Consider the following 23,130-nt stretch of genomic DNA (forward strand, 5'->3'; position numbering starts at 1 on the left):
CCCCGGACCCTGCCCGATGCCGCCCTTCGACCCATGCTTGGCGGAGACCTACCCAGTCGTGATCGGCTGCGACGAGGTCGGGCGCGGCGCCCTCTGCGGCCCGGTGATCGTCGCAGCGGTATGGTTCGCGCCGGCCGCGTTTCCGCCCGAGATCCTGGCGCGCCTCGATGACAGCAAGCGTCTGAAGGCGGCGGAGCGCGAGGCGCTGACGCCGTTGATCCGGGCCCGGGCCCGCGTCGCGGTGGCAGCCGGGTCGCGCGCCCTGGTCGACCGGATCAACGTACGCGCCGCCACCCTCGACGCCATGCGGCGCGCGGTCCTCGCGCTCCACCTCGACGCGCCGGTCTGGGTCGACGGCCGCGATACGGTTCCGGGCCTGACCCTCCCGGGCCACGCCGTGGTGGGGGGCGACCGGCTGGTGCCGCAGATCGCCGCCGCCTCCATCGTGGCCAAGACCCTGCGCGATGCCCTGATGCGGCGGCTGGCCGGCCGCTACCCGGATTACGGCTGGGCGAGCAATGTCGGCTACGGCACGCGCCTCCACCTCGCCGGCCTCGCACGCCGCGGCCGCTCACCCCATCACCGCCTCAGCTTCACGCGCGCCTACGATGTCAGAACAGGCTCAACTGGTCCGTCGGCACCCTGAACAGCTCGGTGCGCAGGCGCCGTCGGACTTCGGGATAGCCGAGGCGCAGCCGGGCCAGTCGCATGCGCTGGCAGATCAGGTCGGCATAGGCGCCGGTACCGGTCATTCGCGTGCCGAAGCTCGCATCATAGGCTTTTCCGCCCCGCGCAGCGCGGACCAGCGACATGACGTGGCGCTGGCGACCGGGGTAGTGCTCGGCGAACCAGTCGTTCACGAGGTCATCGAGCTCGAGCGGCAGGCGCAGGAGAACGTGGCTCGCCTCCACCGCGCCGCGTTCGCGCGCCTCGGCGAGGATCGCCTCAAGCTCGTGGTCGTTTAGCGAAGGAATGACCGGCGCGGCGATGACCATCACGGGAATGCCAGCCGCGCTCAGGCGGCCGATCGCATCCAGGCGTTTCTGCGGATGCGGCGCGCGCGGCTCCAGCCTGCGTGCCAGGATAGGATCGAGGGTGGTCACCGAGATGGCCACCTTCACGAGGCCGTCCCGCGCGAGATCGGTTAGGAGATCGAGGTCGCGCACGACGAGGTTCGACTTCGTCACGATTCCGACGGGGTGGCGGAAGCGCGCCAGGACTTCCAGCACCGCGCGGGTGACGCGATGTTCCCGCTCGATCGGCTGGTAGGGGTCCGTGGCGGTACCGAGGGCGATGGTGGCCGGACTGTAGCCGGGAGCCGACAGTTCCCGCTGAAGCAGGGCGCCGGCATCGACCTTTCGAAACAGCTTGGTCTCGAAATCGAGTCCCGGCGAAAGGCCGACATAGGCGTGGTTCGGGCGGGCGAAGCAGTAGACGCAGCCATGCTCGCAGCCGCGATAGGGATTGATCGAGCGGTCGAACGAGATATCGGGCGAGGTGTTGCGGGTGATGAGGGTCCGGGCGTGCTCCGGTCGCACCTCCGTGCGCAGGGGCGCCGCTTCGTCGGTACCGGACCATCCGTCGTCGAAGGCCTCCCGGTGCGTTGCCTCGAATCGTCCACTCGGATTGGCCGTGGCCCCCCGACCCCTACGGACGGCCGGTTGTGGCGTCGTTGCGGGCAGCCGATGTGACGAACCCAGGCCGAGCTGCGAAGGGCCGGAGATGGCATCGGGCATGGAACAGGCTCATCCGTTGAGACGGATGAGAACATATCACGAACATACAACAACGAGACTGCGGATATTTCAGGCAGATCGGCTGTCACTCAGCATTTCCACCCCTCCGCCGGCGATGCGTCGCCATGCGATGGCTTTGCGCGACGCAAAAATGCGGTATGCGCGCGCATGATCTCGGCTCTCATCTCCGTGACCCGGCCCACCGATCCCGATTCCATCGATCAGCTTGTCGATACCCTCGGCGCGCTGGTGGCTGGCGTCGCGGCGGGGCTCGTCGGCGATGCGGTGATCATCGTGGCCGCGGCGAATGCGACGATCGAAACGGTTGCGGAGGCGACCGGTGCCAAGGTCGTTCTCCGCGGGCGCGGTGCCTCGCCCTGGTCGGCCGGCGCCAAGGCCGCCCGCCGGGACTGGCTCCTGTGCCTCGAAGCTGGCGACGTTCCGGCCGAGGGCTGGATCCGCCTCCTTGATCGGTTCATCGGCACTGCCCGACCCGACGTTTCGCTGGCCCGCCTGCGCCGTCCGCATACCGGCCTGCCCGCACGGATCGCCGCGCGGGGGGAAAGCGTGATCGGCGTGACCGCCCCACGGCCCGGCGATCTCGTCAGGCGCGACCGCTTGCTCGCCGGTCCGAAATTCGCCCGCCGCCTGAAGGCCCGTCGGCTCTCCGCGCGTCTCGACAGGGCTTGAGGCTTAAGCGGGAAACCAAGCCGCCCGATAGTTTCGCCAACCGACCCGCCGCATTCTCCTGACGGTTGAACGGCGCAGCAATTCGGTGATCACGTCTTTCAGCGGCGAATCCGGAGCGCCCGATGGCTGCGGAGAATGCTGATGGTCTTCGACCCGGGAGACCGATCGCGGATCGATGCGTCCGGGCCAGTTTGATCCCTAGACCGAGATGGATGCGCCGCGGCGCAGATGCTCGTCCAGGCGGGGCATGATCTCGACGAAATTGCAGGGGCGATGGCGGTAGTCGAGCTGCGCGGCCAGGATGCCATCCCAGGCGTCGCGGCAGGCGCCGGGCGAGCCGGGCAGCACGAAGATGTAGGTGGCGTTCGCGACCCCTGCGGTCGCGCGGGATTGCAGGGTCGAGGTCCCGATCTTGTCGTAGGAGATACGGTGGAAGACGGCCGAGAAGCCGTCCATGCGCTTTTCGAACAGCGGCTCGATCGCCTCGGGCGTCACGTCGCGTCCCGTGAACCCCGTGCCGCCCGTGGTGATGACCACGTCGACGGCCGGGTCCCGGCTCCATGTCTCGACCTGTTCGCGGATCGCCGCGACTTCATCGGGAACGATGGCACGAGCCGCCAGAGAATGACCGCCGGCCCTGAGGCGCTCGACGAGGGTGTCGCCGGAGCGGTCGTCCTCGTCCGTCCGGGTGTCCGACACCGTGAGAACCGCGATCGCCAGCGGGATGAAGCTGCGGGTCTTATCGGATGCGACCATCATGGAATGCCTTCAACCGAACGCGGGTGGGACGGGAACGATCGTACGCGAAAGCCCCACTCCCCGACAGCGCGTCGGCTGCACCTCAGTTACGCGCGGCCCGGAACGTGTCGCAGGATTTCGTCTGGCCGCTGCGATAGCCGGTCATGAACCAGCGCATCCGCTGCTCGGACGAACCGTGCGTGAAGGAATCCGGCACGGCATAACCCTGCGATTGCTTCTGGAGCTTGTCGTCGCCGATAGCGCTCGCCGCCTGCATCGCCTCTTCGATGTCGCCCTGCTCGAGGGCGTTGTACTTGTCGTTGGAATTCTTCGCCCAGACGCCCGCGAGGCAGTCGGCCATGAGCTCGATGCGCACGGAGAGCTGGTTCGCCTCGGTCTTGCTCGATGCGTTCTGCTGACGTCCCTGGACCTTGCCGAGAATGCCGAGCTCGTCCTGGACGTGGTGTCCGACTTCGTGGGCGATAACGTAGGCGTAGGCGAAGTCACCCTTCACGCCGAACTTCTGCTCCATCTCCTTGAAGAAGGAGGTGTCGAGATAGACCTTCTTGTCGATCGGGCAGTAGAACGGCCCCATGGCGGCCTGGGCCGAACCGCAACCGCTGCGCGTACCACCGGTGTACAGAACCATCGCGGTCGGCCGGTACTGTCGGCCCGTCTGGTTCGGCAGAACCTCCTTCCACACGTCCTCGGTATTGCCGAGGATCGCTGCGGCGAAACGGCCGCTCTCGTCGGTGGGCTTGGTCTTGCGCTGGGCCTGCGTCTGCGGATCGACCTGCTCCTGGCGCGGGCGCCCGCCGCCGGACATCTGCTCGGCCCCGCCGATCAGGATCGCCGGGTTGATGCCCGTGACCCAGCCGATGATGCACAGGATGACGATGGTGCCGATGCCGAGGCCACCGGCGCCACCGCCGGGAAAGCCGAACCCACCGCCGCCGCCACCTTCGCCGCGCCGATCCTCGACATTGTCCGACGAGCGGAAATCTTCCCAGCGCATGATCTCGTTACACCCTGTCCGGCCACGCGGCGTCACACACGCCCGCGTGAAGTAAGTCGCGGTCGCGGGATACGGTTCCGCTTGGGCGCTGGCCCTAGCGGGCTCACGCCTTCCCGTCGAGGGCGGCGCGCAGCGTCCGGAAGTCCCGCCAGGCGAGGCGCTTCTGCAACGGCTGGCGCAGAAGATAGGCCGGATGCAGCGTCGCCAGGGCGCGGATCTCGCGCCCCCCGACGTGGTAGGGGTAGAAGCGACCGCGCGCCTTCAGGATACCGTCCTTTGTGCCGGTGATCGCCTGGGTCGCCGGGCTGCCGAGGCAGACGATGAGGTCAGGATCGGCGAGTTCGATCTGCCGCTCGATGAACGGCCTGCAGATCGAGACCTCCTGAGGGGTCGGGTTACGGTTCCCCGGTGGCCGCCACGGCACGATGTTGGTCACGTAGGCCTTCGTCCGGTCGAGGCCGATCGCCGCCATCATGCGGTCGAGGAGCTTGCCCGAGCGGCCCATGAACGGCTTGCCCACCCGGTCCTCGTCGGCCCCCGGCGCCTCGCCGATGAACATCAACTTCGCCGCCGGATTGCCGTCGGCGAAGACGAGGTTCTTGGCGGTGAACTTCAGGGGGCAGCCGTCGAAGCCGGCAAGCAGGGCTTCCAGTTTCTCCAGGGTCTGCACGTCCTTTGCCCGCGCGCGGGCATCGCCCGCGGCCTCGCCGGGCTTGGCCGACGCCGATTGTCCGAAGGTTCGGGTCGGCGGCGGTGTCGGCCGGCGCGGGGGCAACTCGGTGCGGAAGGTATCGTCGAGGGCGGGACGGTCGGGGTCGGGCGCCTGTCTCTCGGCGACCTGTCTGTCGGGGGCCGGACGGCTCGGGGCGGCGCGCACTGGCTCGGGCGCATCGACCTCCGCGAAGCGATCGTGGGGCACCTCGTCCAGAAACAGGTCGAGACCGGCCTCGACGTGGAAGTCGAGGTTCACGATCAGATCCCGCTGTCGGTCGTCACCCTGGCTCATGTTCCTGATGTGGCGCCTCAGCGAGCTGTGGACAACGGGGCATGCGACGCCGCGCACCACCTTTTGCCCCACGCGACATCGTCACCCCCCGTCATCCCCGGGCGTAGGGACGCTTGCGTCCTTAACTCGGCTTGCGTTCCAAACTTGGAATGGGTTGAGAGTGATCGCCAAACATGGGATCGCACGACCAACGCGCCCGCGGAAAGCGGATGCACGACAGGAGGATGACGGATGGCGCTGCCCGAACGCGAGGCGATGGAGTTCGACGTGGTGATCGTGGGCGCCGGTCCGGCCGGACTCGCGACTGCCATCCGCCTCAAGCAGCTGGCGCCGGACGTCAGCATCGTGGTGGTGGAAAAGGGCTCCGAGGTCGGCGCCCACATCCTGTCCGGTGCGGTGATCGATCCTTCCGGTCTCGACGGCCTGCTCCCCGGCTGGCGCCAGGACGAGGCGCGCCCGCTGAAGACGGCGGTCGAGCGCGACGAGTTCATGTTCCTGACCAAGAACAGCGGCGTGACCATGCCGAACCTGTTCTTCCCCAAGCTGATGTCGAACCATGGCAACTTCGTCGGCTCGCTCTCCAACGTGACGAAGTATCTCGGTGCCAAGGCCGAGGAACTCGGCGTCGAGATCTATCCCGGCTTTCCGGCCTCGGAGGTCCTCTACGACGAGGCCGGCGCGGTCGTGGGCATCGCGACGGGCGACCTCGGTATCGGCAGATCCGGCGAGCCGCGCGACGACTACACCCGCGGCATGGAGCTTCGGGCCAAGTACACGGTCTTCGGCGAAGGCGCGCGCGGATCGCTGACCAAAGCGCTGATCGACCGCTTCAAGCTCAACGCCCACAGCGACCACCAGAAGTACGGCCTCGGCGTCAAGGAGCTGTGGCAGCTCAACCCCGACAAGTTCCAGGCCGGCCTCGTGCAGCACACCATGGGCTGGCCGCTGCCGAACAAGGCCGGTGGCGGCTCCTGGCTCTATCACTTCGACGACGGCCTGCTCTCGGTCGGCTTCGTCACGCACCTGAACTACGAGAACCCGACCCTGTCGCCGTTCGAGGAGTTCCAGCGCTTCAAGACGCACCCGATGATCCGCGAGACCTTCGAGGGAGCCAAGCGCATCGGCTACGGCGCGCGCGCCATCATGGAGGGCGGCTGGCAGTCCGTCCCGAAGCTGGTCTTCCCCGGCGGATGTCTCGTCGGTGACTCCGCCGGCTTCGTGAACGTGCCGCGCATCAAGGGCTCGCACAACGCGGTCCTCTCCGGCATGCAGGCTGCCGAGGCCCTGGCACAGGCGCTGGAGTCGGGTCGGCAGGGCGACGAGCTCGTCACCTACGAGAACGGCTGGCGCGACAGCGCCATCGGCCAGGACCTGAAGCGCGTGCGCAACGTGAAGCCGCTCTGGTCGAAGTACGGGACGCTGGTCGGCGTCGGCCTCGGCGGTCTCGACATGTGGTCGAACACGATCCTAGAGGCCTCGCCCTTCGGCACGCTGAAGCACGGCAAGCCGGACCACGCGACGCTGAAGCCACTGAGCGAGGTCAAGCCGATCGTCTATCCGAAGCCGGACGGCAAGCTGACCTTCGACAGGCTTTCCTCGGTCTACCTCTCCAATACCAACCACGAGGAGGACCAGCCGGCCCATCTCAAGGTTCGGAACATGGAGCTGCAGAAAGCCTCCGAGCACGACGTCTACGGCGGACCGTCCGCGCGCTACTGCCCGGCCGGCGTCTACGAATGGGTGGCGGATACCGGAGCCAGCGACGGCGTCCGCTACCAGATCAACGCCCAGAACTGCGTCCACTGCAAGACGTGCGACATCAAGGATCCGAACCAGAACATCAACTGGGAGACCCCGGAAGGTCCGGGCGGACCGAACTACCCGAACATGTGAGGGCGGTCGGTACGCCGCCGGATCACGGTCGGACGAGGAGGGATGGCGGGCGCGGGGGCCGCCATCCTTATGCCTTGCGAGGATGGCGGTAAGAGTCCAGTGTCCCGCCCCAATCGAGCCCGGCCGCCGAGATGGCCGGTGCGCAGGAGCCGTGATCGGTGCCCATGAACGGAACAGCCAAAACCAGCCGGACCGGCCGCCGGGTCCTCTCGGCCCTCGCCGTCTGCCTCGCGGGCTCGCCGGCGGCCTACGCGGCCCAGCCGCGGGAATCCGCTCCGATCTCCGAGTACGAGCCGGCCGAGTCGCTGGAGGGCAACTTCCTCTCCGCCTACATCGCCGGGGCCTCCAAGGACACCGCGGCCGCCGCGAGCTACTACCGCGAGGCGGTGAAGGCCGATCCACGCAATGCCGAGCTTCTTGAGCGCGCCTTCGTGTCGCTGCTCGCTGACGGCTCCCTGCCGGACGCCTTCCGGGCCGCCGAGCGCCTGACCAGCCGTGACGGCTCGAACGGCCTCGCCCAGCTCGCCCTCGGCGTGCGCCAGATCAAGGCCGGACAGTTCGCCCAGGCGCGCCAGAATTTTGCGCGCAGCGGCCGGGGGGCTGCCGCCGACCTGACCGGAACGCTGCTCACCGCCTGGGCCTTCGCCGGGGCCAATGACGGCAAGCGCGCGCTGGAGACGATCAACAAGCTCAAGGGCGAGCGCTACTACAACACCTTCCGCGACTTCCACGCCGGGCTGATCGCCAGCCTCGTCGGGGATCAGGCCGAGGCGGAGCGTCGCCTGAAGGCCGCCTACGACGCCGACCGCAACACGTTGCGCATCGTCGACGCCTATGCCCGCTTCGAGGCTCAGGCCGGCCGCACCGACCTCGCGATCCAGGCCTACACCGAGTTCGACAAACTCCTGCCGCGCCACCCCATCGTGCGCGACGCCCTGACCAAGCTCAAGGAGGGCAAGCCCCTCAGCCGCCTCGTCAACTCGGCGCAGGAAGGCGCCGGCGAGGTGCTGTACGGCCTCGGCTCGGCCGGCTCCACCCAGGGCGACGAGCTGCCGGCGGTGGTCTACCTGCGCCTCGCCCTCTACCTCGCCCCCGAGCATGCGCTCGCGCGGCTCACCCTCGCCGACATCCTCGACCGGATGAAGCAGACCGAGCGGGCGAACGAAGCCTATTCGCAGATCCCCACCACCTCGCCCCTGCGCCTCAATGCCGACGTCCAGGTCGGACTGAACCTCGAGCAAATGGGCAAGGGCGACGAGGCCATCGCCCATCTCGATGCCGCGATGAAGGCGCATCCGGACGACATCGACGTCGTCACGGCGCTGGGCAACGTTCAGCGCTCGCGCAAGAAGTACGAGGAAGCGGCGGAGACCTACAGCCGCGCCATCGCGCTCATCGGCGACAAGCCCGCCTCGAACTACTGGACGACCTTCTACTTCCGCGGCACCGCCTACGAGCGCGCCAAGCAATGGCCGAAGGCCGAGGCCGATCTGAAGAAGGCCCTCGAGCTGGTCCCCGCGAGCCAGCCGGGCGCCCGGGCCCAGGTGCTGAATTACCTGGCCTATTCCTGGGTCGACCAGAACATGAACATCGACGAGGCCTTCACGATGCTGAAGCAGGCCGTCGATGCGGCTCCGCGCGACGGCATGATCATCGACAGCCTGGGCTGGGCCTATTTCCGCCTCGGCCGCTGGGACGACGCGGTGCGCGAGCTGGAAAAGGCGATCGAGCTGAAGCCTGGCGACCCGACCATCAACGACCATCTCGGCGACGCCTACTGGCGTGCCGGCCGTCGCCTGGAGGGCAAGTTCCAGTGGCAGCACGCCAAGGACCTGAACCCCGAGCCGGACGATCTCGAAAAGATCAACGCCAAGCTGAAGGACGGACTGCCGGAACTCGACAAGCCCGCGGCCACCGCCGAGAACCCGCCGGAGGGCAAGGTCAATCCGGAACTGCCGAAGGGCGCTCCGGCTCCGAACGAGCCTCCGGGCGCTGCCGACAAGAAGAGCGGCGGCTGAACGGCGCGAAGGCTTGACGGAACGCGCATCGCGGGGTCAGACCGGCCCCGCGATTGCCCGATCCGTGAGCCCCGAGTGTCCGTGTCCCTTCTCGTCACCCGCGCTCCGGCGAAGATCAACCTGACGCTTCACGTCCTCGGCCGCCGGGCCGGCGACGGCTACCACGAGCTCGAAAGTCTCGTGGCGTTCACGGGGGCCGGCGACACGCTCAGCCTGGAGCCGGGACCCGAACTGGGCCTGACCGTTTCGGGCCCGACGGCCGGTCCGGCCGGCCCCCTCGACGACAACCTCGTCATCCGCGCCGCGCGTCACCTCGCACGCCGGCGGCCCGGACTGCGCCACGGCACCTTCCATCTCGTGAAGCGCCTGCCGGTCGCCGCCGGCATCGGCGGTGGCTCCTCCGACGCCGCCGCGGCCCTGCGCCTGCTCGGCCGCCTCAACGACATGGCCCCCGACGATGCGGATCTGGTCGCGGCTGCCCGTGCCACCGGCGCCGATGTCCCGGTCTGCCTCGTCCCCTGCGCCCGCATGATGGCGGGTGCCGGCGAAGCGGTCGGGCCCGCCCTGGCGATGGCCCCGCTGCCGGCGGTCCTGATCAATCCGGGTGTCCCGGTCGAGACCGCACCGGTATTCCGCGCCCTCGGGCTCGCGGTCGGCGATCGCCACGGCTCAGGTGAACATCCCGTCATCGCCCCCGGTCTCGGGGCGGAGGCACTCCTCCACGCGATCACGCCGGCGCGGAACGATCTCGAAGCCCCGGCGCGGTGCATCGCCCCCGTGATCGATGTCACGCTCGAAGCGCTGCGGGCCGCCCCCGGCTGCCGCCTGGCACGGATGTCGGGGTCCGGTGCGACGGTGTTCGGAGTCTTCGAGCATCGGTCCGAGGCGGCCCGCGCTGCACACAGCATCGTGAGGGCTCATCCAGGTTGGTGGGTCAGCGCAGCGATGCTGCGCTAAGCATTCGGCATCCCGGTCGGATAGCAACTTTCCGTGCATCCACGTCGACTTGCGCCGTCAGCTTTACGCTCGCTCAAGGTTTGAGTCTGCAGGATCGGCACGCGCAAGGAGCGGTGCATGCCCGATCACAAAAACAACTCTTGGGGAGAGGGCGAGCTCCGAGAACTCCTGTGCCTGATGATGATCGGCTCCTGCATCTGGATCGTCGGCACCCAGCTCGGATTCTTCACGGTTCTCATCGACGCGACCCGGACGCATCAACTTCAGGATCTCCTGATGCTGTCCCTCTGCATGAGCCTGGGCGTGGTCGTCGCGGCCGTTCGCAAGTCGTTCAAGCTGCGCAAGGCGATGCAGGACCGGGACGGAGCCGAGGCCCATGCCGAGGCCGTCGCACGCCACGATGCGATGACGGGTCTCGCCAATCGCCGCCTGTTTCGGGAAACCCTCGAAGCGCGCATCCGCGTGGCCACCGGTCTTCCGCGGGTCGCCGTGATGCTGATCGACCTCGACCGCTTCAAACCGGTCAACGACGTGCACGGCCACGCCGCGGGCGATGCGGTCCTCTGCGTCATCGCCGATCGTCTTCGGGCGCTCGCCCCGCCCCAGAGCCTCGTTGCACGTCTCGGAGGCGATGAATTCGCTCTCCTCCTCGACGCCGGCAGCGATCCGGAGATCCTGGCCCGTCTCGCACAGAGCATCATCGCCTCGCTCTCACAGCCGATCGCCTGGACCCAGAGCCGTCTCGAGATCGGCGCCACCATCGGCATCGCCACGGCGACGGAGGAAAGCCGCACCGCGGAGGCGCTGCTGCACGCCGCCGATGTCGCCATGTACCAGGGCAAGCGGGACGGGCGCGGGACCTATCGGTTCTTCCATCTCGACATGGGTCAGGCGCTGAAGGCGCGGGCTCGTCTGGAGGGCGAGTTGCGGGTCGGTATCGAGCAGGGCGAGATCGAGCCGTTCTACCAGCCGGTGGTGTCCCTGCCCGGCCGCGATCTGATCGGGTTCGAGGTGCTGGCCCGCTGGAATCATCCGCGGCTCGGCGTCCTGACCCCTGCCGATTTCATCAGCCTCGCCGAAGAGACCGGCCTGATCGCCGAGCTGACCTGGTCGCTGATGCGCCGGGCCTGCCGGGACGCTCGGCTCTGGCCCGCCCATCTCCAGCTGGCGATCAACATCTCACCGCTGCAACTGCGCGATCCGCATCTGCCCGAGCACATCCTCGGCATCCTGACGGAGACCGGATTCGCGCCGGGCCGCCTGGAGATCGAGATCACCGAAACGGCTCTCGTCAACGATCTTGAAGCGGCGCGGACTGCCCTGAAGTCGCTGCAGAGCTTCGGCGTCCGCATCGCCCTCGACGATTTTGGCACGGGCTATTCCAGCCTGTACCACCTGCGCGAGCTGCAGTTCGACAAGCTCAAGATCGATCGGAGCTACGTCGAATCGATGCGCCAGAGCAGCGAGCGGGCCAAGCTCGTGGATGCGATCATCGCCCTCGGCTCCAGCCTCGGACTTCTCACCACGGCAGAGGGCATCGAGAGCGGGACCAGCGTCGACTGGCTGGCCGGCCAGGGCTGCACCTACGGCCAGGGCTACCTCTTCGGACGGCCCATGGACAAGGCCACCACCGACGGCCTCCTCACGCAATGGTCCGCTGAGGACGGCCGGATCGTGATCGCGCCGTCGCAGGCCGAAACGACCGAGGCCACCGGTTGCGGGCTCGTCTCCCTCGCGCCCAGCCCGGTGATGCGTCAGGCGGCGGCCTGACGGTCCGCAGCCGCGCGGTGGCGCTCAGTGCGCCCGGGCGATGCAGAAATCGACGACCTGAAGCAAGGCGTGCTTCATCGGGCTCGCCGGGAAGGTCTTCAGGGCATCCCGGGCCCGGTCGCCGTACAGGCGAGCGCGGGCCATCGTCTCTTCCAGGGCGCCGTGACGCCGCAGGATGGCGCGCGCCGTCTCGAGATCGGTGTCCGCGACATCGCCGAGTTCGAGCGTCCGTTTCCAGAAGCCGCGCTCGCTGCCCGTGGCACGCCGGACCGCCAGGACGATGGGCAGCGTGATCTTGCCCTCGCGAAAATCGTCGCCGACGTTCTTGCCCAGGGTATCGCTGGTGCCGCCGTAATCGAGCACGTCGTCGATGAGCTGAAAGGCGATACCGAGGTTCATGCCGTAGGCGCGGCAGGCGGCCTGCTCGGCGGCGTCGCGCCCCGCCAGGACCGGACCGACCTCGCAGGCGGCGGCAAACAGCTCGGCCGTCTTGGCACTGATCACCGCGAGGTATTCCGCCTCGCTCGTCTCGGTGTTCTTCGCCGCGGTGAGCTGCATCACCTCGCCCTCGGCGATGATGGTGGCCGCCGCGGAGAGGATGTCGAGGGCCTTCAGCGATCCGACCTCGACCATCATGCGGAAGGCCTGGCCGAGGAGGAAGTCGCCCACCAGGACGCTGGCCTCGTTGCCCCACTTGATGCGGGCCGCGACCTTGCCGCGCCGCATGTCGCTGCCATCGACGACATCGTCGTGCAGGAGGGTCGCGGTGTGCATGAACTCGACGCTGGCGGCGAGCTTCACGGCGCCGTCGCCGGCATAGTGGCAGAGGTCGGCGGTCGCGAGGGTGAGGATCGGCCGCAGCCGCTTGCCGCCCGAGGAGATCAGGTGGTTGGCCACTTCGGGAATCATCTGGACGTCGGATCCGGTGCGGGACAGGATCGTCGCGTTGACGCGCTCCATCCCACCGGACACCAGGGCGACGAGGTCGGCCAGGCTCGCCTCGGGATCGGGACTTCTCTCATCGATCGGAACTACGACGCCCAAGACCTCGAGGCCTCCCGCTTCCCTACGCCAACGCGGCGCGATCCAATCGACCACGTCCGTGACACCCCATCGCATGCGCCCGGAGGCGCTGCAACACGCACCATGCCGCAAGGTATAGATCCGCCGGTGTTGCCGGCGATGGCGCCGGGGAGAGGGTGTATGACCGAACTCATTCGCAGCAACGATGTCGTCCTGATCGGTTTCGCCCAGTCGATCCTGGCGGCGGCCGACATTCCGGCTCTCGTGGCCGACCAGCATATGAGCCTCCTCGAAGGCTCGATCGGCGCCTTCGCCCGGCGGCTCCTGGTGCCGCAGGATCAGGTGATGCAGGCCCGCCGTCTCCTTACCGATGCCGGCCTCGCCCATGAGTTGCGGGATGCCTGAAGCCGGGGCCGATCTCTGGCTCGGCGGGCGGCTCCGGCTGATCCAGCCGCCGCGCGGGGCGCACCGGGCCGGCACGGATGCGGTGCTCCTGGCGGGTCTCCTCGAACCCGAGCCCGGTGGGGTGGTTTGCGATGTCGGAGCGGCGAGTGGCGCCGTGGGCCTCGCCGTCGCCCTGCGCAGCCCCGATTGCCGCGTGGTGCTGGTGGAGCGCGATCCGGATCTGGCCGCCTATGCCCGGCGTAACGCGGAGGCGAACGGCGTATCCGACCGGACGACGGTGATCGAGGCGGATGTTCTGGCGCCAGGGGCGCAGCGGCATGCCGATGGCCTCACGCCCGGCCTCGCCGACCTTGTCCTCACGAATCCGCCCTACTTCGAACCCGGACGGCACCGGCCCTCCCCCGTACCCGGCAAGGCCAGCGCCCATACGTATGTGGAGGGTGGGATCGAGGCCTGGATGCGGAGCTGCGTCGATCTTCTCCGCCCACGGGGGCGGCTCGGCCTGATCCACCGGGCGGATCATCTCACCGCCTGCCTCGACGCGCTGCGGGGTCGCTTCGGCGCGCTGGCGATCCGGCCTGTCCACGCGAAGCGCGATCAGCCGGCGATCCGCATTCTGGTCAGTGGCGTGAAGGGGAGCCGCGCTCCGCTCCGGCTCCTGCCGCCCCTCATCCTTCATGACGACGTGGGTGCGTTCACCGCGCACGCCGCGGCCCTGAACGAGGGCCGCGGGTGGATCGATGGCGTCGGCGGGTCCGCCTGAGGGCGTCCCTCAGTAGAACGTCCGGACCCGGTACGGCCGGTGCCAGCCGTAATGGCGGTGGCCCCAGCCGTGATGTCGGCGCCAATGGTGACGGTGATGCCAGTGACGGCGGTGATGCCAGTGCCGGCGGTGGTGCCAGTGATGGCGATGATGCCAGTGCCGGCGGTGGTGCCAGTGACGCCGATGCCCGTGCCACCGGGCTTGCGCCACCAAGGGGGCCTGCGCCCCGGTCTCGAGACCCGCCACCGGCATCGGTGCGGCGCTCACCGTGGCTCCGAATCCGATGGCGCCGGCGAGCATGCCGAGTGCCAGGGCCATCCAACGCATCACGCGCATGGTTGCATCTCCTTCGCTGCTGCGCGAGCCCTCCTCGGGAGGCTCGGCGGCCGCCACGATCCGGCGGCGTGAGGCGACAACGGCGACGCTGGCAAAAGGGTTCGTCCCGCCCCACCTCAACGCCCAAGCCGCTCGGCTGTCCATGGCCGAGGCGCGACATCCTCCCGTCCCTCGAATCCGAGTCGAGACCGCATGCCTGTTTCCCTGCCGGGTCCCCTGCGCGCGTTGCTGCCCCGGCGCTGGCGCCGTACCGGCCCACGCGTCGCCGTCCTGCGCCTCAGCGGGGCGATCGGCGCCGTGTCTCCGTTCCGGTCCGGATTGTCGATCGCCGGTCTCGCGAGCAGCCTGGAGCAAGCCTTCGCGACCCCCGGCATCGCGGCGGTCGCGCTGGTCATCAACTCGCCCGGTGGCTCGCCCGCGCAGTCGCACCTGATCCATCAGCGCATCCGCGCCCTGGCGGCCGAGAAGCAGCTCCCGGTCCTGGCCTTCGTGGAGGATGTGGCAGCCTCCGGCGGCTACATGATCGCCTGCGCGGCCGACGAGATCATCGCAGACCCGATGTCCCTGGTCGGATCGATCGGCGTGGTCTCGGCCGGCTTCGGCTTCGACCGGCTGATCGCGCGGATCGGCATCGACCGCCGGGTACATACGCAGGGCGAGGCCAAGGGCATGCTGGATCCGTTCAGACCCGAAGACCCGGCCGACGTGGAGCGTCTCAAGGCCATCCAGGCGGACGTGCAGACACTGTTCACGGCCCTCGTCAGCGCCCGCCGCCTCAGGCTCGCGCCGAACGAGGAGAACCTGTTCACCGGGGCTGTCTGGACCGGCCAGCAGGCCCTGCCGCTCGGCCTCGTCGATGGGCTGGGGGATGCCCGTTCGACCCTGCGGGCCCGCTACGGGGAGAAGGTCGACCTCGTCTTCATCGCCGAGAAGAAGGGCTCCCTCGTTGCCCGCCTGTTGCGGCGCTCGGCTCCCGGGAGCAGCGTCGCGGGCGAAGTGCTCGCGGCGATCGAGGATCGCGCGGCCTTCGCCCGCTACGGCCTGTAGGTTCTTAGCGCTTGCAGGAACTCAGCGCTTGCAAGAACTCACCGTTTGCAGGTCTCGGTGCCGTAGCCGGCATAGACCACCCGGACCTTGCGGGTGCAGGTCTCGGCGACAGCGGGAGCCGGCACGGCCGCGACCTCGATAGGAGTCACGGCGGCGGGCATCGTGACCGCATCCGAATATTCGGCCGTGGCGAGCGCGTTCGACGCGGTGATCACCAGCGGCGTGGCCACCAGGGATGCTGCGACGAGGGCGGCGAAGACTGTGAAGGACGAGCGCATGGCGCGATGTTCCAAATTGTCGACCGCCCTTGAGGACGGTGAGAACCCCTTGATTGCCAGATAAACTTGGCAGCAAGCGAGACCGTTCCACCGCTAAAGCGAATCGTGGCCGAATTGTGTGTGCCGACGCACGCCCGTCCCGCCGTACCGTCGCTTGACACCACCGGGCCGCCTCTTAAACGCTGGCCGCCCCCTCCACGGACCGGAAAACCCATGTCGAGCGCCGTCGATCTCGCGCCCAAAACCTCGTTCCAGGGCCTCATCCTGACCCTGCAGCGATTCTGGGCGGCGCAGGGCTGCGTGATTCTCCAGCCTTATGACATGGAGGTCGGCGCCGGCACCTTCCATCCGGCCACGACCCTGCGGGCGCTCGGCCCGAAGTCCTGGAAGGCCGCCTATGTCCAACCGTCCCGCCGGCCGAAGGACGGCCGCTACGGCGAGAACCCGAACCGGCTGCAGCACTATTACCAGTTTCAGGTCATCCTGAAGCCAAACCCGCCCAACCTGCAGGAGCTCTACCTCGCCTCCCTCGACGCCATCGGGGTGGACCTGAAGCTGCACGACATCCGCTTCGTCGAGGACGATTGGGAGAGCCCGACCCTCGGGGCCTGGGGCCTCGGCTGGGAGTGCTGGTGCGACGGCATGGAGGTGAGCCAGTTCACCTATTTCCAGCAGGTCGCCGGGTTCGAATGTGCCCCCGTGGCGGGCGAGCTCACCTACGGTCTGGAGCGCCTGGCGATGTACGTCCAGGGCGTCGAGAATGTCTACGACCTGAATTTCAACGGGGGGACCGGCGAGGACCGGGTGTCCTACGGCGACGTCTTCCTCCAGTCCGAACAGGAATATTCGCGCCACAACTTCGAGGCGGCGGACACCGCGATGCTGTTCCGGCAGTTCACCGACGCCGAGAAGGCCTGCAGGACCTATCTCGACGCCGGCGCACCAGAGAATGAGACCGAACGGCACCGGATGGCCCAGCCGGCCTACGACCAATGCATCAAGGCGAGTCACATCTTCAACCTGCTCGACGCTCGCGGCGTCATCTCGGTGACCGAGCGACAGAGCTACATCCTGCGGGTGCGCGAACTCGCGAAGGCTTGCGGGGCGGCGTACCTGCGCACGGCGGGAGGCGGCGCGGCCTGATCCGCGTCGCCGACCGCGACCGCCACCCCGAACACCATCACCTGGACGCCGCCTGATCCCATGCCCGACCTCCTCCTCGAACTGCGCTCCGAAGAGATTCCCGCCCGCATGCAGCGGCGGGCGGCCGACGACCTGAAGAAGCTCGTCACCGACGCTCTTGTGGAGCGTGGCTTCCTCTACGAGGGCGCCAAGGCCTTCGCCACGCCGCGCCGTCTGGCGCTGCACGTGGCCGGCCTGCCGCCGCGCGGCCAGGACGTGCGCGAGGAGCGCAAAGGCCCCCGTGTCGGGTCGCCGGACGGCGCCGTCCAGGGCTTCCTGAAGAGCGCGGGGCTGGCGAGCCTCGACCAGGCGACCATCGTCACGGACCCGAAAAAGGGCGAATTCTACGTCGCGGTGATCGAGCGGCCCGGCCGCGAGACCCTCGACGTCCTCGCAGAGATCCTGCCGCAGATCATCCGCAGCTTCCCGTGGCCGAAGTCGATGCGCTGGGGCAAGGCCTCCGCACAGCCGGGGAGCTTACGCTGGGTGCGCCCGCTGCAATCCATCGTGGCCACCTTCGGGCCGGAGACCGAGACGCCGGACGTCGTCCCATTCGCCGTGGACGGCATCGTTGCCGGAACCACCACCTACGGCCACCGCTTCCTGGCGCCCGACGCCATCGAGGTCCGGCGCTTCGACGACTACGTTCAATCCCTGGAGCGCGCGAAGGTCGTGCTCGACGTCGAGCGGCGCAAGGACATCATCCTGCACGATGCTCGCGACCTCGCCTTCGCGCGGGGCCTCGAGCTCGTGGAGGACGAGGGCCTGCTGGAGGAGGTCGCCGGCCTTGTCGAGTGGCCCGTGGTGCTGATGGGCTCCTTCGACGAAGCGTTCCTCGACATCCCGGCCGAGGCCATCCGCGCCACCATCCGGGCCAACCAGAAGTGTTTCGTGCTGCGCCGTGCCGGCACCGACACCCTGGCGCCGGCCTTCGTCCTGACCTCGAACCTCGTCGCCAGCGACGGCGGGCTCGCCATCACCGCCGGCAACGAGCGCGTCGTGCGCGCCCGGCTGTCGGATGCCAAGTTCTTCTGGGAGACCGACAAGGCGATCCGCCTCGAAGACCGGCTGCCGAAGCTCGACACCATCGTGTTCCACGAGAAGCTCGGCACGCAGGGCGCTCGGGTGCAGCGCATCGCGGCCCTGGCCCGCGAGCTGGCGCCCCTGGTCGGCGCCGACCCGGATCAGGCCGAGCGCGCGGCGACGCTCGCTAAGGCCGACCTCGTCACCGAGATGGTCGGCGAATTCCCCGAGCTTCAGGGCCTGATGGGGCGCAAATACGCCGCGCTGCAGGGCGAGACGTCGAGCGTCGCGGCGGCTTTGGAGGATCACTACAAGCCGGTCGGCCCCTCCGACCGGGTGCCCACCGATCCCGTCGCCGCGGCCGTGGCGCTCGCCGACAAGTTCGACACCCTGGTCGGGTTCTGGTCCATCGACGAGAAGCCGACGGGTAGCAAGGATCCCTATGCCCTGCGCCGTGCGGCGCTCGGGGTGATCCGGCTGCTGATCGAGAATACCGTCAAGCTGTCGCTGCTGCGCGACGGCTATCAGGCCGCCGCCGACGGCCATGCGAACTACGGCGGCACGGCGGGCGCCGAGGCAACCGACGGAGATGCGGATGCCGCAAGCCTCCTCGCTTTCTTCGCCGACCGCCTGAAGGTCTACCTGCGCGACAAGGGCGCCCGTCACGACCTCATCGACGCCGTCTTCGCCCTGCCGGGCCAGGACGATCTGCTGATGGTGGTTCGCCGCGTCGAGGCCCTGGGCAGCTTCCTCGAGACCGACGACGGCAAGAATCTGCTGGCCGGCTACAAGCGCGCCGCCAACATTCTGCGCATCGAGGAGAAGAAGGACGGCCGCGCCTACGACGCCGCGCCCGATGCGGCCCTGGCTGCAGGTGGCGAGCCCGAGGAGCGGGCGCTCGCCGAGGCCCTGGCGGCGGCGCGCGAGACCGCGTCGGCGGCGGTGGCGTCGGAGGATTTCGCCGGGGCGATGCAAGCGCTCTCGACCCTGCGCGCGCCGGTGGATGCGTTCTTCGAGCGGGTCACGGTGAACGCCGACGATCCGGCCCTGCGCCAGAACCGCCTCGCCCTGCTCAACGCCCTGCGGGCGGCAACCCGCGAGGTCGCGGACTTCTCGCGCATCGAGGGCTGAAAGCCGGCGTTTCGGCGCTCACGCTTCGGCTCGGAACCGCGTCCGGGCCGCGCGGATGGCGGGGTGATTCCGCTCCGCCCAGTCGACCAGCCCCGCAAGGGGCCCGAGCAACGAACCGCCCAGGGGCGTGAGGCTGTATTCCACGCTGGGCGGGCTCGTCGGAAACACGCGCCGCGTGACGAGGCCGTCGCGTTCCAGGTCGCGCAGCGTCTGCGTCAGCATCCGCTTCGAGATGTCGGGGATCACCCGGTGGATGGCGCCGAACCGGCGTGTGCCGCCGGCGAGGGACGCGATGATGAGGGTCGTCCACTTGTCGCCGAGGTGACTCAGCACGTCGCGCACCGGGCAGTGATGCGGATCGAAACCGAGACCCTGCCATGCCGCGAATCGATCCGCGAGATCGGGGCCATCGGGCATGGACGGTTCCTTCCAGGTAACCAGGGTTCGAAAACCTGCCGCCTTACGGGGCCTGTCGGTCTCTTTTATAGACCACGTGGTGAGACGGAACCACGAGGCAGCCAGACATGTCCCAAACCTCTTCCCCACAGCTGTTCGTCACCGGAGCCACCGGTCAACTCGGCCGCCTCGTCGTCGCGGCGCTCCTGCGTCGGGTACCCGCGGCCCGGATCGTCGCCGGCGTCCGGCACGGCGAGGCCCCGGCGGCGCAGGACTTCCGCGCGCAGGGCGTCACGGTGCGCGTCGCCGATTATAGCCGCCCGGAGACCCTCGCGGAGGCGCTCGCGGGGATCGATCGGCTCCTGCTGATCTCCTCCAGCGAGATCGGCCAGCGTGTGAGCCAGCACCGGAACGTCATCGAGGCTGCGGCCAGAGCGGGCGTCGGCTTGATCGCCTATACCAGCCTCCTGCACGCCGACACCTCGCCTCTCGGGCTCGCCGAGGAGCATCGCGCCACCGAGGCAATCCTCCGGGAGTCCGGCCTGCCGGCCATCGTCCTGCGCAACGGCTGGTACACCGAGAACTACACAGCCTCCCTGCCGTCCGCCCTCGCGCACGGGGTGATGTTCGGAAGCGCCGGGTCGGGCCGGATCGCCAGCGCCGCCCGGGCCGACTACGCCGAGGCCGCCGCTGCGGTACTCACCACCGATCAGGCGGTCGGGCGCGTCTACGAGTTGGCGGGGGACGAGGCCTACACTCTGCCCGACTTCGCGGCGGAAGCCGCACGGGCCACCGGCCGGCCGCTCCGGTACCAGGACCTGCCGCCCGCGGATTATGAGGCGGCCCTTCGCGCGGCGGGGCTTCCCGAGGGGGTCGCGCGCCTGCTTGCGGATTCCGATGCCGGTGCGGCGCGGGGCGCCCTGTTCGACGACGGCCATGCCCTGCGCGACCTGATCGGCCGGCCGACGACGCCGTTCGCCAGCGTCATCGCCGGGGCGATCGCGTAAGGTCTCGGGGCGGAGGTTTCGAGAGATCCTTCAATGATGCGTCGAAAGGCGTTGGATTTCGATCAGGCCGACCATGAATAAGCGGAACGGTTTCTCGATGATCGCCGTTGGGGCAGCAGATTTTCCTGAAGGGAGATGTTCATGCGCAACCCCATCATCGCCGCCCTAACCCTGGCAACGCTGTTCGGCGCTTCGGCCGCGCAGGCGGAGACCACGGTCATCCGCCGCGATGCGCCCGACACCGTCGTGGTCGACCGTCCGTCCACCGAGAGCCGCACGGTCGAGCGCCGGGAGTCCAGCGACGGTTGCTCCTCGAAGACCGTGACCAAGGAGAACGATCTCGGCGACCGCAAGACAGTCACCAAGGAGAGCTGCGACTAACCCACCGTCCGATCCCGGATGGTCGCGACGCCCGCTCCGGTCCCACCGGGGCGGGCGTTCGCGTGTCAGGGGCGCCTTCAAAGGATCTTCCCGTAGCGCCAGGCTTCCATGCCATCCTCGTAGTAATCCGGGATGACGGCGAAGCGCGTGTAGCCCCGCCGTTCGTAGAGCCGGATGCCGGCGCCGTTGTCGGCGCGGACTTCGAGGCGCAGGCGCGTGCAGCCATGAGCCCGCGCATCCGCCTCGGCGGCATCGAGGACGAGGCTGCCGAGCCCGAGGCCGGCCCGTGCCGGGGAGACGGCGATGGAGGAGAGGCGGGCGCTGCGGCTGCTGCGCCGGCGCTCCAGGGTGGCGGAGCCCACGAGGGTCTCCTGGCCCGCAGCATCGTGCGTGATCGCGACGAGAAGCGACATGCTGGCCGAGCGGATCGCATGGCGGATCGCCCGGCGCTCGGCCCGGTCGCTGGCGAAGGCGGCGTGTTCGAGGGCCACGAGGGCGTCGAGATCGGCCGGGGTCGCCGGGCGAATCGCCACCACCGGCGCCGGATCGAGCTTGATCGAGGGCGCGCTCACTGGGCTGTCCAGGGATAGACCCAGGTTTCGGACAGGGCGCGGCCGGAGGCCCGCAGGAAGACGCGCAGGTCCGTCGTCTGGCCGGAGGCCTCCATCGTCACGTCGAGGGCGGCGCGCAGGCCCCGGATATGCGGGTTCGGCGCCACTGAGCTGTGGGTGATCCGGCCGGCGGAGGTACTGACCACCACCTCCACCGGGCTCGGATCGGCTAGGTAATAGTCGAGGTCGCCACCGGCGAAATCCACGAGGAAGCGACGGGTCAGGCCGCCCTTGGCCTCCTCGGCCTTGGCGGTGCCGCTCGCCACCGGGGCGACGCTGAAGGTGTTCACCACCCGTCCACCGGGATGGAGCGCCGCGCCGCCGACCGCGCGGACCCTGTAGGACAGCGTGACCGGCGTGCCCGCCGGATAGGGCCTCGCCGGCCGCCAGCAGGCGACGACGTTGTCGTTGGTCTCGGTGTCGGTGGGCAGCTCCATCAGCATCACCGCGCCCTCACCCCAGGGGCCGTCCGGTTCCACGAAATAGCCGGGCCGGCGATCGTAGGCGGCCTCGAGATCCTGGTAGGACTCGAAGGTTCGGTCGCGCTGCATCAGTCCGAACCCCTTCGGGTCACGGTCCACGAAACTGGAGATGCGCCGGTCGCGCGGATTGTGGAGCGGGCGCCACAGCCACTCCCCGCTGCCCGCCGCCATCTGGAGCCCGTCGGAATCGTGGAGCTCCGCACGATAATCGTCGGCGTAGCGGCGATCGTTCTCGCCGATGAAGAACATCGAGGTGAGCGGCGCGAGGCCCACCGTCGCGAGGTCGACCCGCGGGATCAGGGTGGCGCGCACCGCCACGCGGGTCTCGTCGCCCGGCGTCACCGTGAACTGATAGGCGCCCGTGAGCGAGGGGCTGTCGAGGAGCGCGTAGAGCGTCAAAGCATCGTCGGTCTTCTCCGGCACCCCGACCCAGAACTCGCGGAAGACCGGAAACTCCTCCGGACCGCCCTGCCCCTCGACGTTGACGGCCAATCCCCGGGCCGAGAGCCCGTAGCGCTGACCGCGCCCGAGAAAGCGATAGTAGCTGGCCCCGAGGAAGACGATGAGCTCGTCGAGCAGATTCGGCTTGTTCAACGGCGCATGGATGCGCAGGCCGGCAAAGCCGAGATCGACCGGTAAAGCCTTGTCGAGCTTCGTGCGCCCCATGTCGTAGAGGCTCGACTGGTAGGCGATCGGCGTCGCCACGCCCCCGCGCACGAGGTTCACCGTCACCGGGCGGGTGTAGAGGAAGCCGAGATGGAAGAGCTGGAGCCGGAACGGGCTCCCCTCTCCGAGGAAGGCCTTGTCGGGCTTGAAGCGGATGTCACGCCAGGCATCGTAGTCGAGCTTGGCGATCGGCGTCGGCAGGGTCGGGATGCGCGGATCGTGGGCGACCTTGGCGAGGTCCTGCGCCCGGCGCTCCACGTCGTCGAAGCCGAACGGGGTCTCGGGTCGCCCGTCGCGGCGCTGGGCCTGAGCCTCCCCGGTCGCGGCCAAGAGGGTCGTCGCTGTGAAAGTCGTGGCTGTGAGGGTCGTGGCCGCGAGTCCCTGGACGATCCTGCGCCGGTTGGGTTCTGACATCGTCCTGCAATCCGGTGCGCCTGAGGGGAAACCGTGCGCTTGATGGCCCGTCCGCACGGGCTTGGGAAGAGCCCATCACAGGCTCGGCGGCGAAGTCCGCGGCGTTTGTGCAACAGCCGGGGGAGACGACCGGGATTCGGGTGAAAAATCGCGGTTTTCCCT

General features: G+C 68.8%; 23 protein-coding genes. 13 read left to right on the forward strand and 10 right to left on the reverse strand.

The genetic code is table 11. The features are described from left to right. Window positions 1–16: 16 nt before the first annotated feature. The gene (locus tag AC1MGR_RS19605; protein WP_108034206.1) at window positions 17–646 is read left to right on the forward strand and encodes a ribonuclease HII; all 630 of its coding nucleotides are present in this window, start codon (window positions 17–19) and stop codon (window positions 644–646) included. Here AC1MGR_RS19605 and AC1MGR_RS19610 read toward each other — a convergent pair. Next, the gene (locus AC1MGR_RS19610) at window positions 612–1,736 is read right to left on the reverse strand and encodes a PA0069 family radical SAM protein (RefSeq protein ID WP_480232632.1); all 1,125 of its coding nucleotides are present in this window, start codon (window positions 1,734–1,736) and stop codon (window positions 612–614) included. The two genes, AC1MGR_RS19605 and AC1MGR_RS19610, sit on opposite strands and share 35 nt — an antisense overlap. A 168-nt stretch (window positions 1,737–1,904) precedes the next feature. Here AC1MGR_RS19610 and AC1MGR_RS19615 point away from each other — a divergent pair, with 168 nt between their 5' ends. Further along, complete coding sequence (locus AC1MGR_RS19615) at window positions 1,905–2,426, forward strand: hypothetical protein (RefSeq protein WP_480232633.1); 522 nt, start codon at window positions 1,905–1,907, stop codon at window positions 2,424–2,426. Between the two features lie 198 nt (window positions 2,427–2,624). Here the strand turns inward: AC1MGR_RS19615 and moaB are convergent, their stop codons facing one another. From moaB to AC1MGR_RS19630, 3 genes are all read right to left on the reverse strand, one after another. Beyond that, on the reverse strand, window positions 2,625–3,182 hold the full coding sequence (gene moaB, locus AC1MGR_RS19620) for a molybdenum cofactor biosynthesis protein B (protein ID WP_480234845.1): 558 nt from the start codon (window positions 3,180–3,182) through the stop codon (window positions 2,625–2,627). 85 nt (window positions 3,183–3,267) lie between these two features. Beyond that, window positions 3,268–4,179, reverse strand: a complete 912-nt coding sequence (gene ypfJ, locus AC1MGR_RS19625; RefSeq protein WP_108034203.1) for a KPN_02809 family neutral zinc metallopeptidase — start codon at window positions 4,177–4,179, stop codon at window positions 3,268–3,270. 103 nt (window positions 4,180–4,282) lie between these two features. Continuing rightward, window positions 4,283–5,185 (reverse strand): uracil-DNA glycosylase, encoded by a 903-nt coding sequence (locus tag AC1MGR_RS19630; RefSeq protein ID WP_480232634.1) that lies wholly within the window; start codon window positions 5,183–5,185, stop codon window positions 4,283–4,285. Window positions 5,186–5,416: 231 nt separating this feature from the next. On the opposite strand from AC1MGR_RS19630, the gene AC1MGR_RS19635 reads away from it, so the two are divergent. From AC1MGR_RS19635 to AC1MGR_RS19650, 4 genes are all read left to right on the forward strand, one after another. Continuing rightward, window positions 5,417–7,078: an electron transfer flavoprotein-ubiquinone oxidoreductase gene (locus AC1MGR_RS19635; protein ID WP_480232635.1), complete on the forward strand. Its 1,662-nt coding sequence runs from the start codon at window positions 5,417–5,419 to the stop codon at window positions 7,076–7,078. 164 nt (window positions 7,079–7,242) lie between these two features. Further along, window positions 7,243–9,096, forward strand: a complete 1,854-nt coding sequence (locus AC1MGR_RS19640) for a tetratricopeptide repeat protein (RefSeq protein ID WP_108034200.1) — start codon at window positions 7,243–7,245, stop codon at window positions 9,094–9,096. An 81-nt stretch (window positions 9,097–9,177) separates the two neighbouring features. Further along, entirely contained in the window at window positions 9,178–10,053 is an 876-nt protein-coding gene (locus tag AC1MGR_RS19645) for a 4-(cytidine 5'-diphospho)-2-C-methyl-D-erythritol kinase (protein WP_480232636.1), read from the forward strand. A 117-nt stretch (window positions 10,054–10,170) separates the two neighbouring features. Next, a complete protein-coding gene (locus AC1MGR_RS19650; RefSeq protein WP_480232637.1) occupies window positions 10,171–11,823 on the forward strand; it encodes a putative bifunctional diguanylate cyclase/phosphodiesterase in 1,653 nt (550 codons plus the stop codon). 24 nt (window positions 11,824–11,847) lie between these two features. On the opposite strand, the gene AC1MGR_RS19655 is transcribed toward AC1MGR_RS19650, so the two are convergent. Next, a complete protein-coding gene (locus tag AC1MGR_RS19655; protein WP_480232638.1) occupies window positions 11,848–12,867 on the reverse strand; it encodes a polyprenyl synthetase family protein in 1,020 nt (339 codons plus the stop codon). 159 nt (window positions 12,868–13,026) lie between these two features. Between AC1MGR_RS19655 and AC1MGR_RS19660 the strand changes: the two genes are divergently transcribed. Next, window positions 13,027–13,251 carry a putative signal transducing protein gene (locus AC1MGR_RS19660; RefSeq protein WP_480232639.1) on the forward strand — a complete coding sequence of 75 codons (225 nt, stop codon included), beginning with the start codon at window positions 13,027–13,029 and terminating at the stop codon, window positions 13,249–13,251. Beyond that, entirely contained in the window at window positions 13,244–14,014 is a 771-nt protein-coding gene (locus tag AC1MGR_RS19665; RefSeq protein ID WP_480232640.1) for a tRNA1(Val) (adenine(37)-N6)-methyltransferase, read from the forward strand. The genes AC1MGR_RS19660 and AC1MGR_RS19665 overlap by 8 nt, the downstream gene beginning before the upstream one ends. Before the next feature lie 9 nt (window positions 14,015–14,023). On the opposite strand, the gene AC1MGR_RS19670 is transcribed toward AC1MGR_RS19665, so the two are convergent. After that, complete coding sequence (locus AC1MGR_RS19670) at window positions 14,024–14,350, reverse strand: hypothetical protein (protein WP_480232641.1); 327 nt, start codon at window positions 14,348–14,350, stop codon at window positions 14,024–14,026. A gap of 192 nt (window positions 14,351–14,542) precedes the next feature. On the opposite strand from AC1MGR_RS19670, the gene AC1MGR_RS19675 reads away from it, so the two are divergent. Next, window positions 14,543–15,397 (forward strand): S49 family peptidase, encoded by an 855-nt coding sequence (locus tag AC1MGR_RS19675; protein ID WP_480232642.1) that lies wholly within the window; start codon window positions 14,543–14,545, stop codon window positions 15,395–15,397. 38 nt (window positions 15,398–15,435) lie between these two features. On the opposite strand, the gene AC1MGR_RS19680 is transcribed toward AC1MGR_RS19675, so the two are convergent. After that, on the reverse strand, window positions 15,436–15,675 hold the full coding sequence (locus tag AC1MGR_RS19680) for a hypothetical protein (RefSeq protein WP_108034194.1): 240 nt from the start codon (window positions 15,673–15,675) through the stop codon (window positions 15,436–15,438). Window positions 15,676–15,888: 213 nt separating this feature from the next. Here AC1MGR_RS19680 and AC1MGR_RS19685 point away from each other — a divergent pair, with 213 nt between their 5' ends. Next, window positions 15,889–16,818 (forward strand): glycine--tRNA ligase subunit alpha, encoded by a 930-nt coding sequence (locus AC1MGR_RS19685; protein WP_480232643.1) that lies wholly within the window; start codon window positions 15,889–15,891, stop codon window positions 16,816–16,818. Window positions 16,819–16,878: 60 nt separating this feature from the next. Next, a complete protein-coding gene (gene glyS, locus AC1MGR_RS19690; RefSeq protein ID WP_480232644.1) occupies window positions 16,879–19,011 on the forward strand; it encodes a glycine--tRNA ligase subunit beta in 2,133 nt (710 codons plus the stop codon). Between the two features lie 18 nt (window positions 19,012–19,029). Here the strand turns inward: glyS and AC1MGR_RS19695 are convergent, their stop codons facing one another. Continuing rightward, the gene (locus tag AC1MGR_RS19695) at window positions 19,030–19,428 is read right to left on the reverse strand and encodes a winged helix-turn-helix transcriptional regulator (protein WP_480232645.1); all 399 of its coding nucleotides are present in this window, start codon (window positions 19,426–19,428) and stop codon (window positions 19,030–19,032) included. A gap of 107 nt (window positions 19,429–19,535) precedes the next feature. Here AC1MGR_RS19695 and AC1MGR_RS19700 point away from each other — a divergent pair, with 107 nt between their 5' ends. Together AC1MGR_RS19700 and AC1MGR_RS19705 are read left to right on the forward strand one after the other, a co-directional pair. Beyond that, a complete protein-coding gene (locus tag AC1MGR_RS19700; protein ID WP_480232646.1) occupies window positions 19,536–20,414 on the forward strand; it encodes an SDR family oxidoreductase in 879 nt (292 codons plus the stop codon). 141 nt (window positions 20,415–20,555) lie between these two features. Beyond that, window positions 20,556–20,795 carry a hypothetical protein gene (locus AC1MGR_RS19705; RefSeq protein ID WP_480232647.1) on the forward strand — a complete coding sequence of 80 codons (240 nt, stop codon included), beginning with the start codon at window positions 20,556–20,558 and terminating at the stop codon, window positions 20,793–20,795. 77 nt (window positions 20,796–20,872) lie between these two features. On the opposite strand, the gene AC1MGR_RS19710 is transcribed toward AC1MGR_RS19705, so the two are convergent. Further along, window positions 20,873–21,367, reverse strand: a complete 495-nt coding sequence (locus AC1MGR_RS19710) for a GNAT family N-acetyltransferase (RefSeq protein ID WP_480232648.1) — start codon at window positions 21,365–21,367, stop codon at window positions 20,873–20,875. Then, on the reverse strand, window positions 21,364–22,968 hold the full coding sequence (locus tag AC1MGR_RS19715) for an OpgD/OpgG family glucan biosynthesis protein (RefSeq protein WP_480232649.1): 1,605 nt from the start codon (window positions 22,966–22,968) through the stop codon (window positions 21,364–21,366). Before AC1MGR_RS19715 ends, AC1MGR_RS19710 begins: the two co-directional genes overlap by 4 nt. Window positions 22,969–23,130: the final 162 nt, after the last annotated feature.

Source organism: Methylobacterium sp. BI1, assembly GCF_056680125.1.

Excerpts from the sequence above, each read along its gene's own strand:
- AC1MGR_RS19605 (WP_108034206.1), top strand. The coding sequence starts at position 17 with ATGCCGCCCTTCGACCCATGCTTGGCGGAGACCTACCCAGTCGTGATC.
- AC1MGR_RS19610 (WP_480232632.1), bottom strand. The coding sequence starts at position 1,736 with ATGCCCGATGCCATCTCCGGCCCTTCGCAGCTCGGCCTGGGTTCGTCA.
- AC1MGR_RS19615 (WP_480232633.1), top strand. The coding sequence starts at position 1,905 with ATGATCTCGGCTCTCATCTCCGTGACCCGGCCCACCGATCCCGATTCC.
- moaB (WP_480234845.1), bottom strand. The coding sequence starts at position 3,182 with ATGGTCGCATCCGATAAGACCCGCAGCTTCATCCCGCTGGCGATCGCG.
- ypfJ (WP_108034203.1), bottom strand. The coding sequence starts at position 4,179 with ATGCGCTGGGAAGATTTCCGCTCGTCGGACAATGTCGAGGATCGGCGC.
- AC1MGR_RS19630 (WP_480232634.1), bottom strand. The coding sequence starts at position 5,185 with ATGAGCCAGGGTGACGACCGACAGCGGGATCTGATCGTGAACCTCGAC.
- AC1MGR_RS19635 (WP_480232635.1), top strand. The coding sequence starts at position 5,417 with ATGGCGCTGCCCGAACGCGAGGCGATGGAGTTCGACGTGGTGATCGTG.
- AC1MGR_RS19640 (WP_108034200.1), top strand. The coding sequence starts at position 7,243 with ATGAACGGAACAGCCAAAACCAGCCGGACCGGCCGCCGGGTCCTCTCG.
- AC1MGR_RS19650 (WP_480232637.1), top strand. The coding sequence starts at position 10,171 with ATGCCCGATCACAAAAACAACTCTTGGGGAGAGGGCGAGCTCCGAGAA.
- AC1MGR_RS19660 (WP_480232639.1), top strand. The coding sequence starts at position 13,027 with ATGACCGAACTCATTCGCAGCAACGATGTCGTCCTGATCGGTTTCGCC.
- AC1MGR_RS19665 (WP_480232640.1), top strand. The coding sequence starts at position 13,244 with ATGCCTGAAGCCGGGGCCGATCTCTGGCTCGGCGGGCGGCTCCGGCTG.
- AC1MGR_RS19670 (WP_480232641.1), bottom strand. The coding sequence starts at position 14,350 with ATGCGCGTGATGCGTTGGATGGCCCTGGCACTCGGCATGCTCGCCGGC.
- AC1MGR_RS19675 (WP_480232642.1), top strand. The coding sequence starts at position 14,543 with ATGCCTGTTTCCCTGCCGGGTCCCCTGCGCGCGTTGCTGCCCCGGCGC.
- AC1MGR_RS19680 (WP_108034194.1), bottom strand. The coding sequence starts at position 15,675 with ATGCGCTCGTCCTTCACAGTCTTCGCCGCCCTCGTCGCAGCATCCCTG.
- AC1MGR_RS19685 (WP_480232643.1), top strand. The coding sequence starts at position 15,889 with ATGTCGAGCGCCGTCGATCTCGCGCCCAAAACCTCGTTCCAGGGCCTC.
- glyS (WP_480232644.1), top strand. The coding sequence starts at position 16,879 with ATGCCCGACCTCCTCCTCGAACTGCGCTCCGAAGAGATTCCCGCCCGC.
- AC1MGR_RS19695 (WP_480232645.1), bottom strand. The coding sequence starts at position 19,428 with ATGCCCGATGGCCCCGATCTCGCGGATCGATTCGCGGCATGGCAGGGT.
- AC1MGR_RS19700 (WP_480232646.1), top strand. The coding sequence starts at position 19,536 with ATGTCCCAAACCTCTTCCCCACAGCTGTTCGTCACCGGAGCCACCGGT.
- AC1MGR_RS19705 (WP_480232647.1), top strand. The coding sequence starts at position 20,556 with ATGCGCAACCCCATCATCGCCGCCCTAACCCTGGCAACGCTGTTCGGC.
- AC1MGR_RS19715 (WP_480232649.1), bottom strand. The coding sequence starts at position 22,968 with ATGTCAGAACCCAACCGGCGCAGGATCGTCCAGGGACTCGCGGCCACG.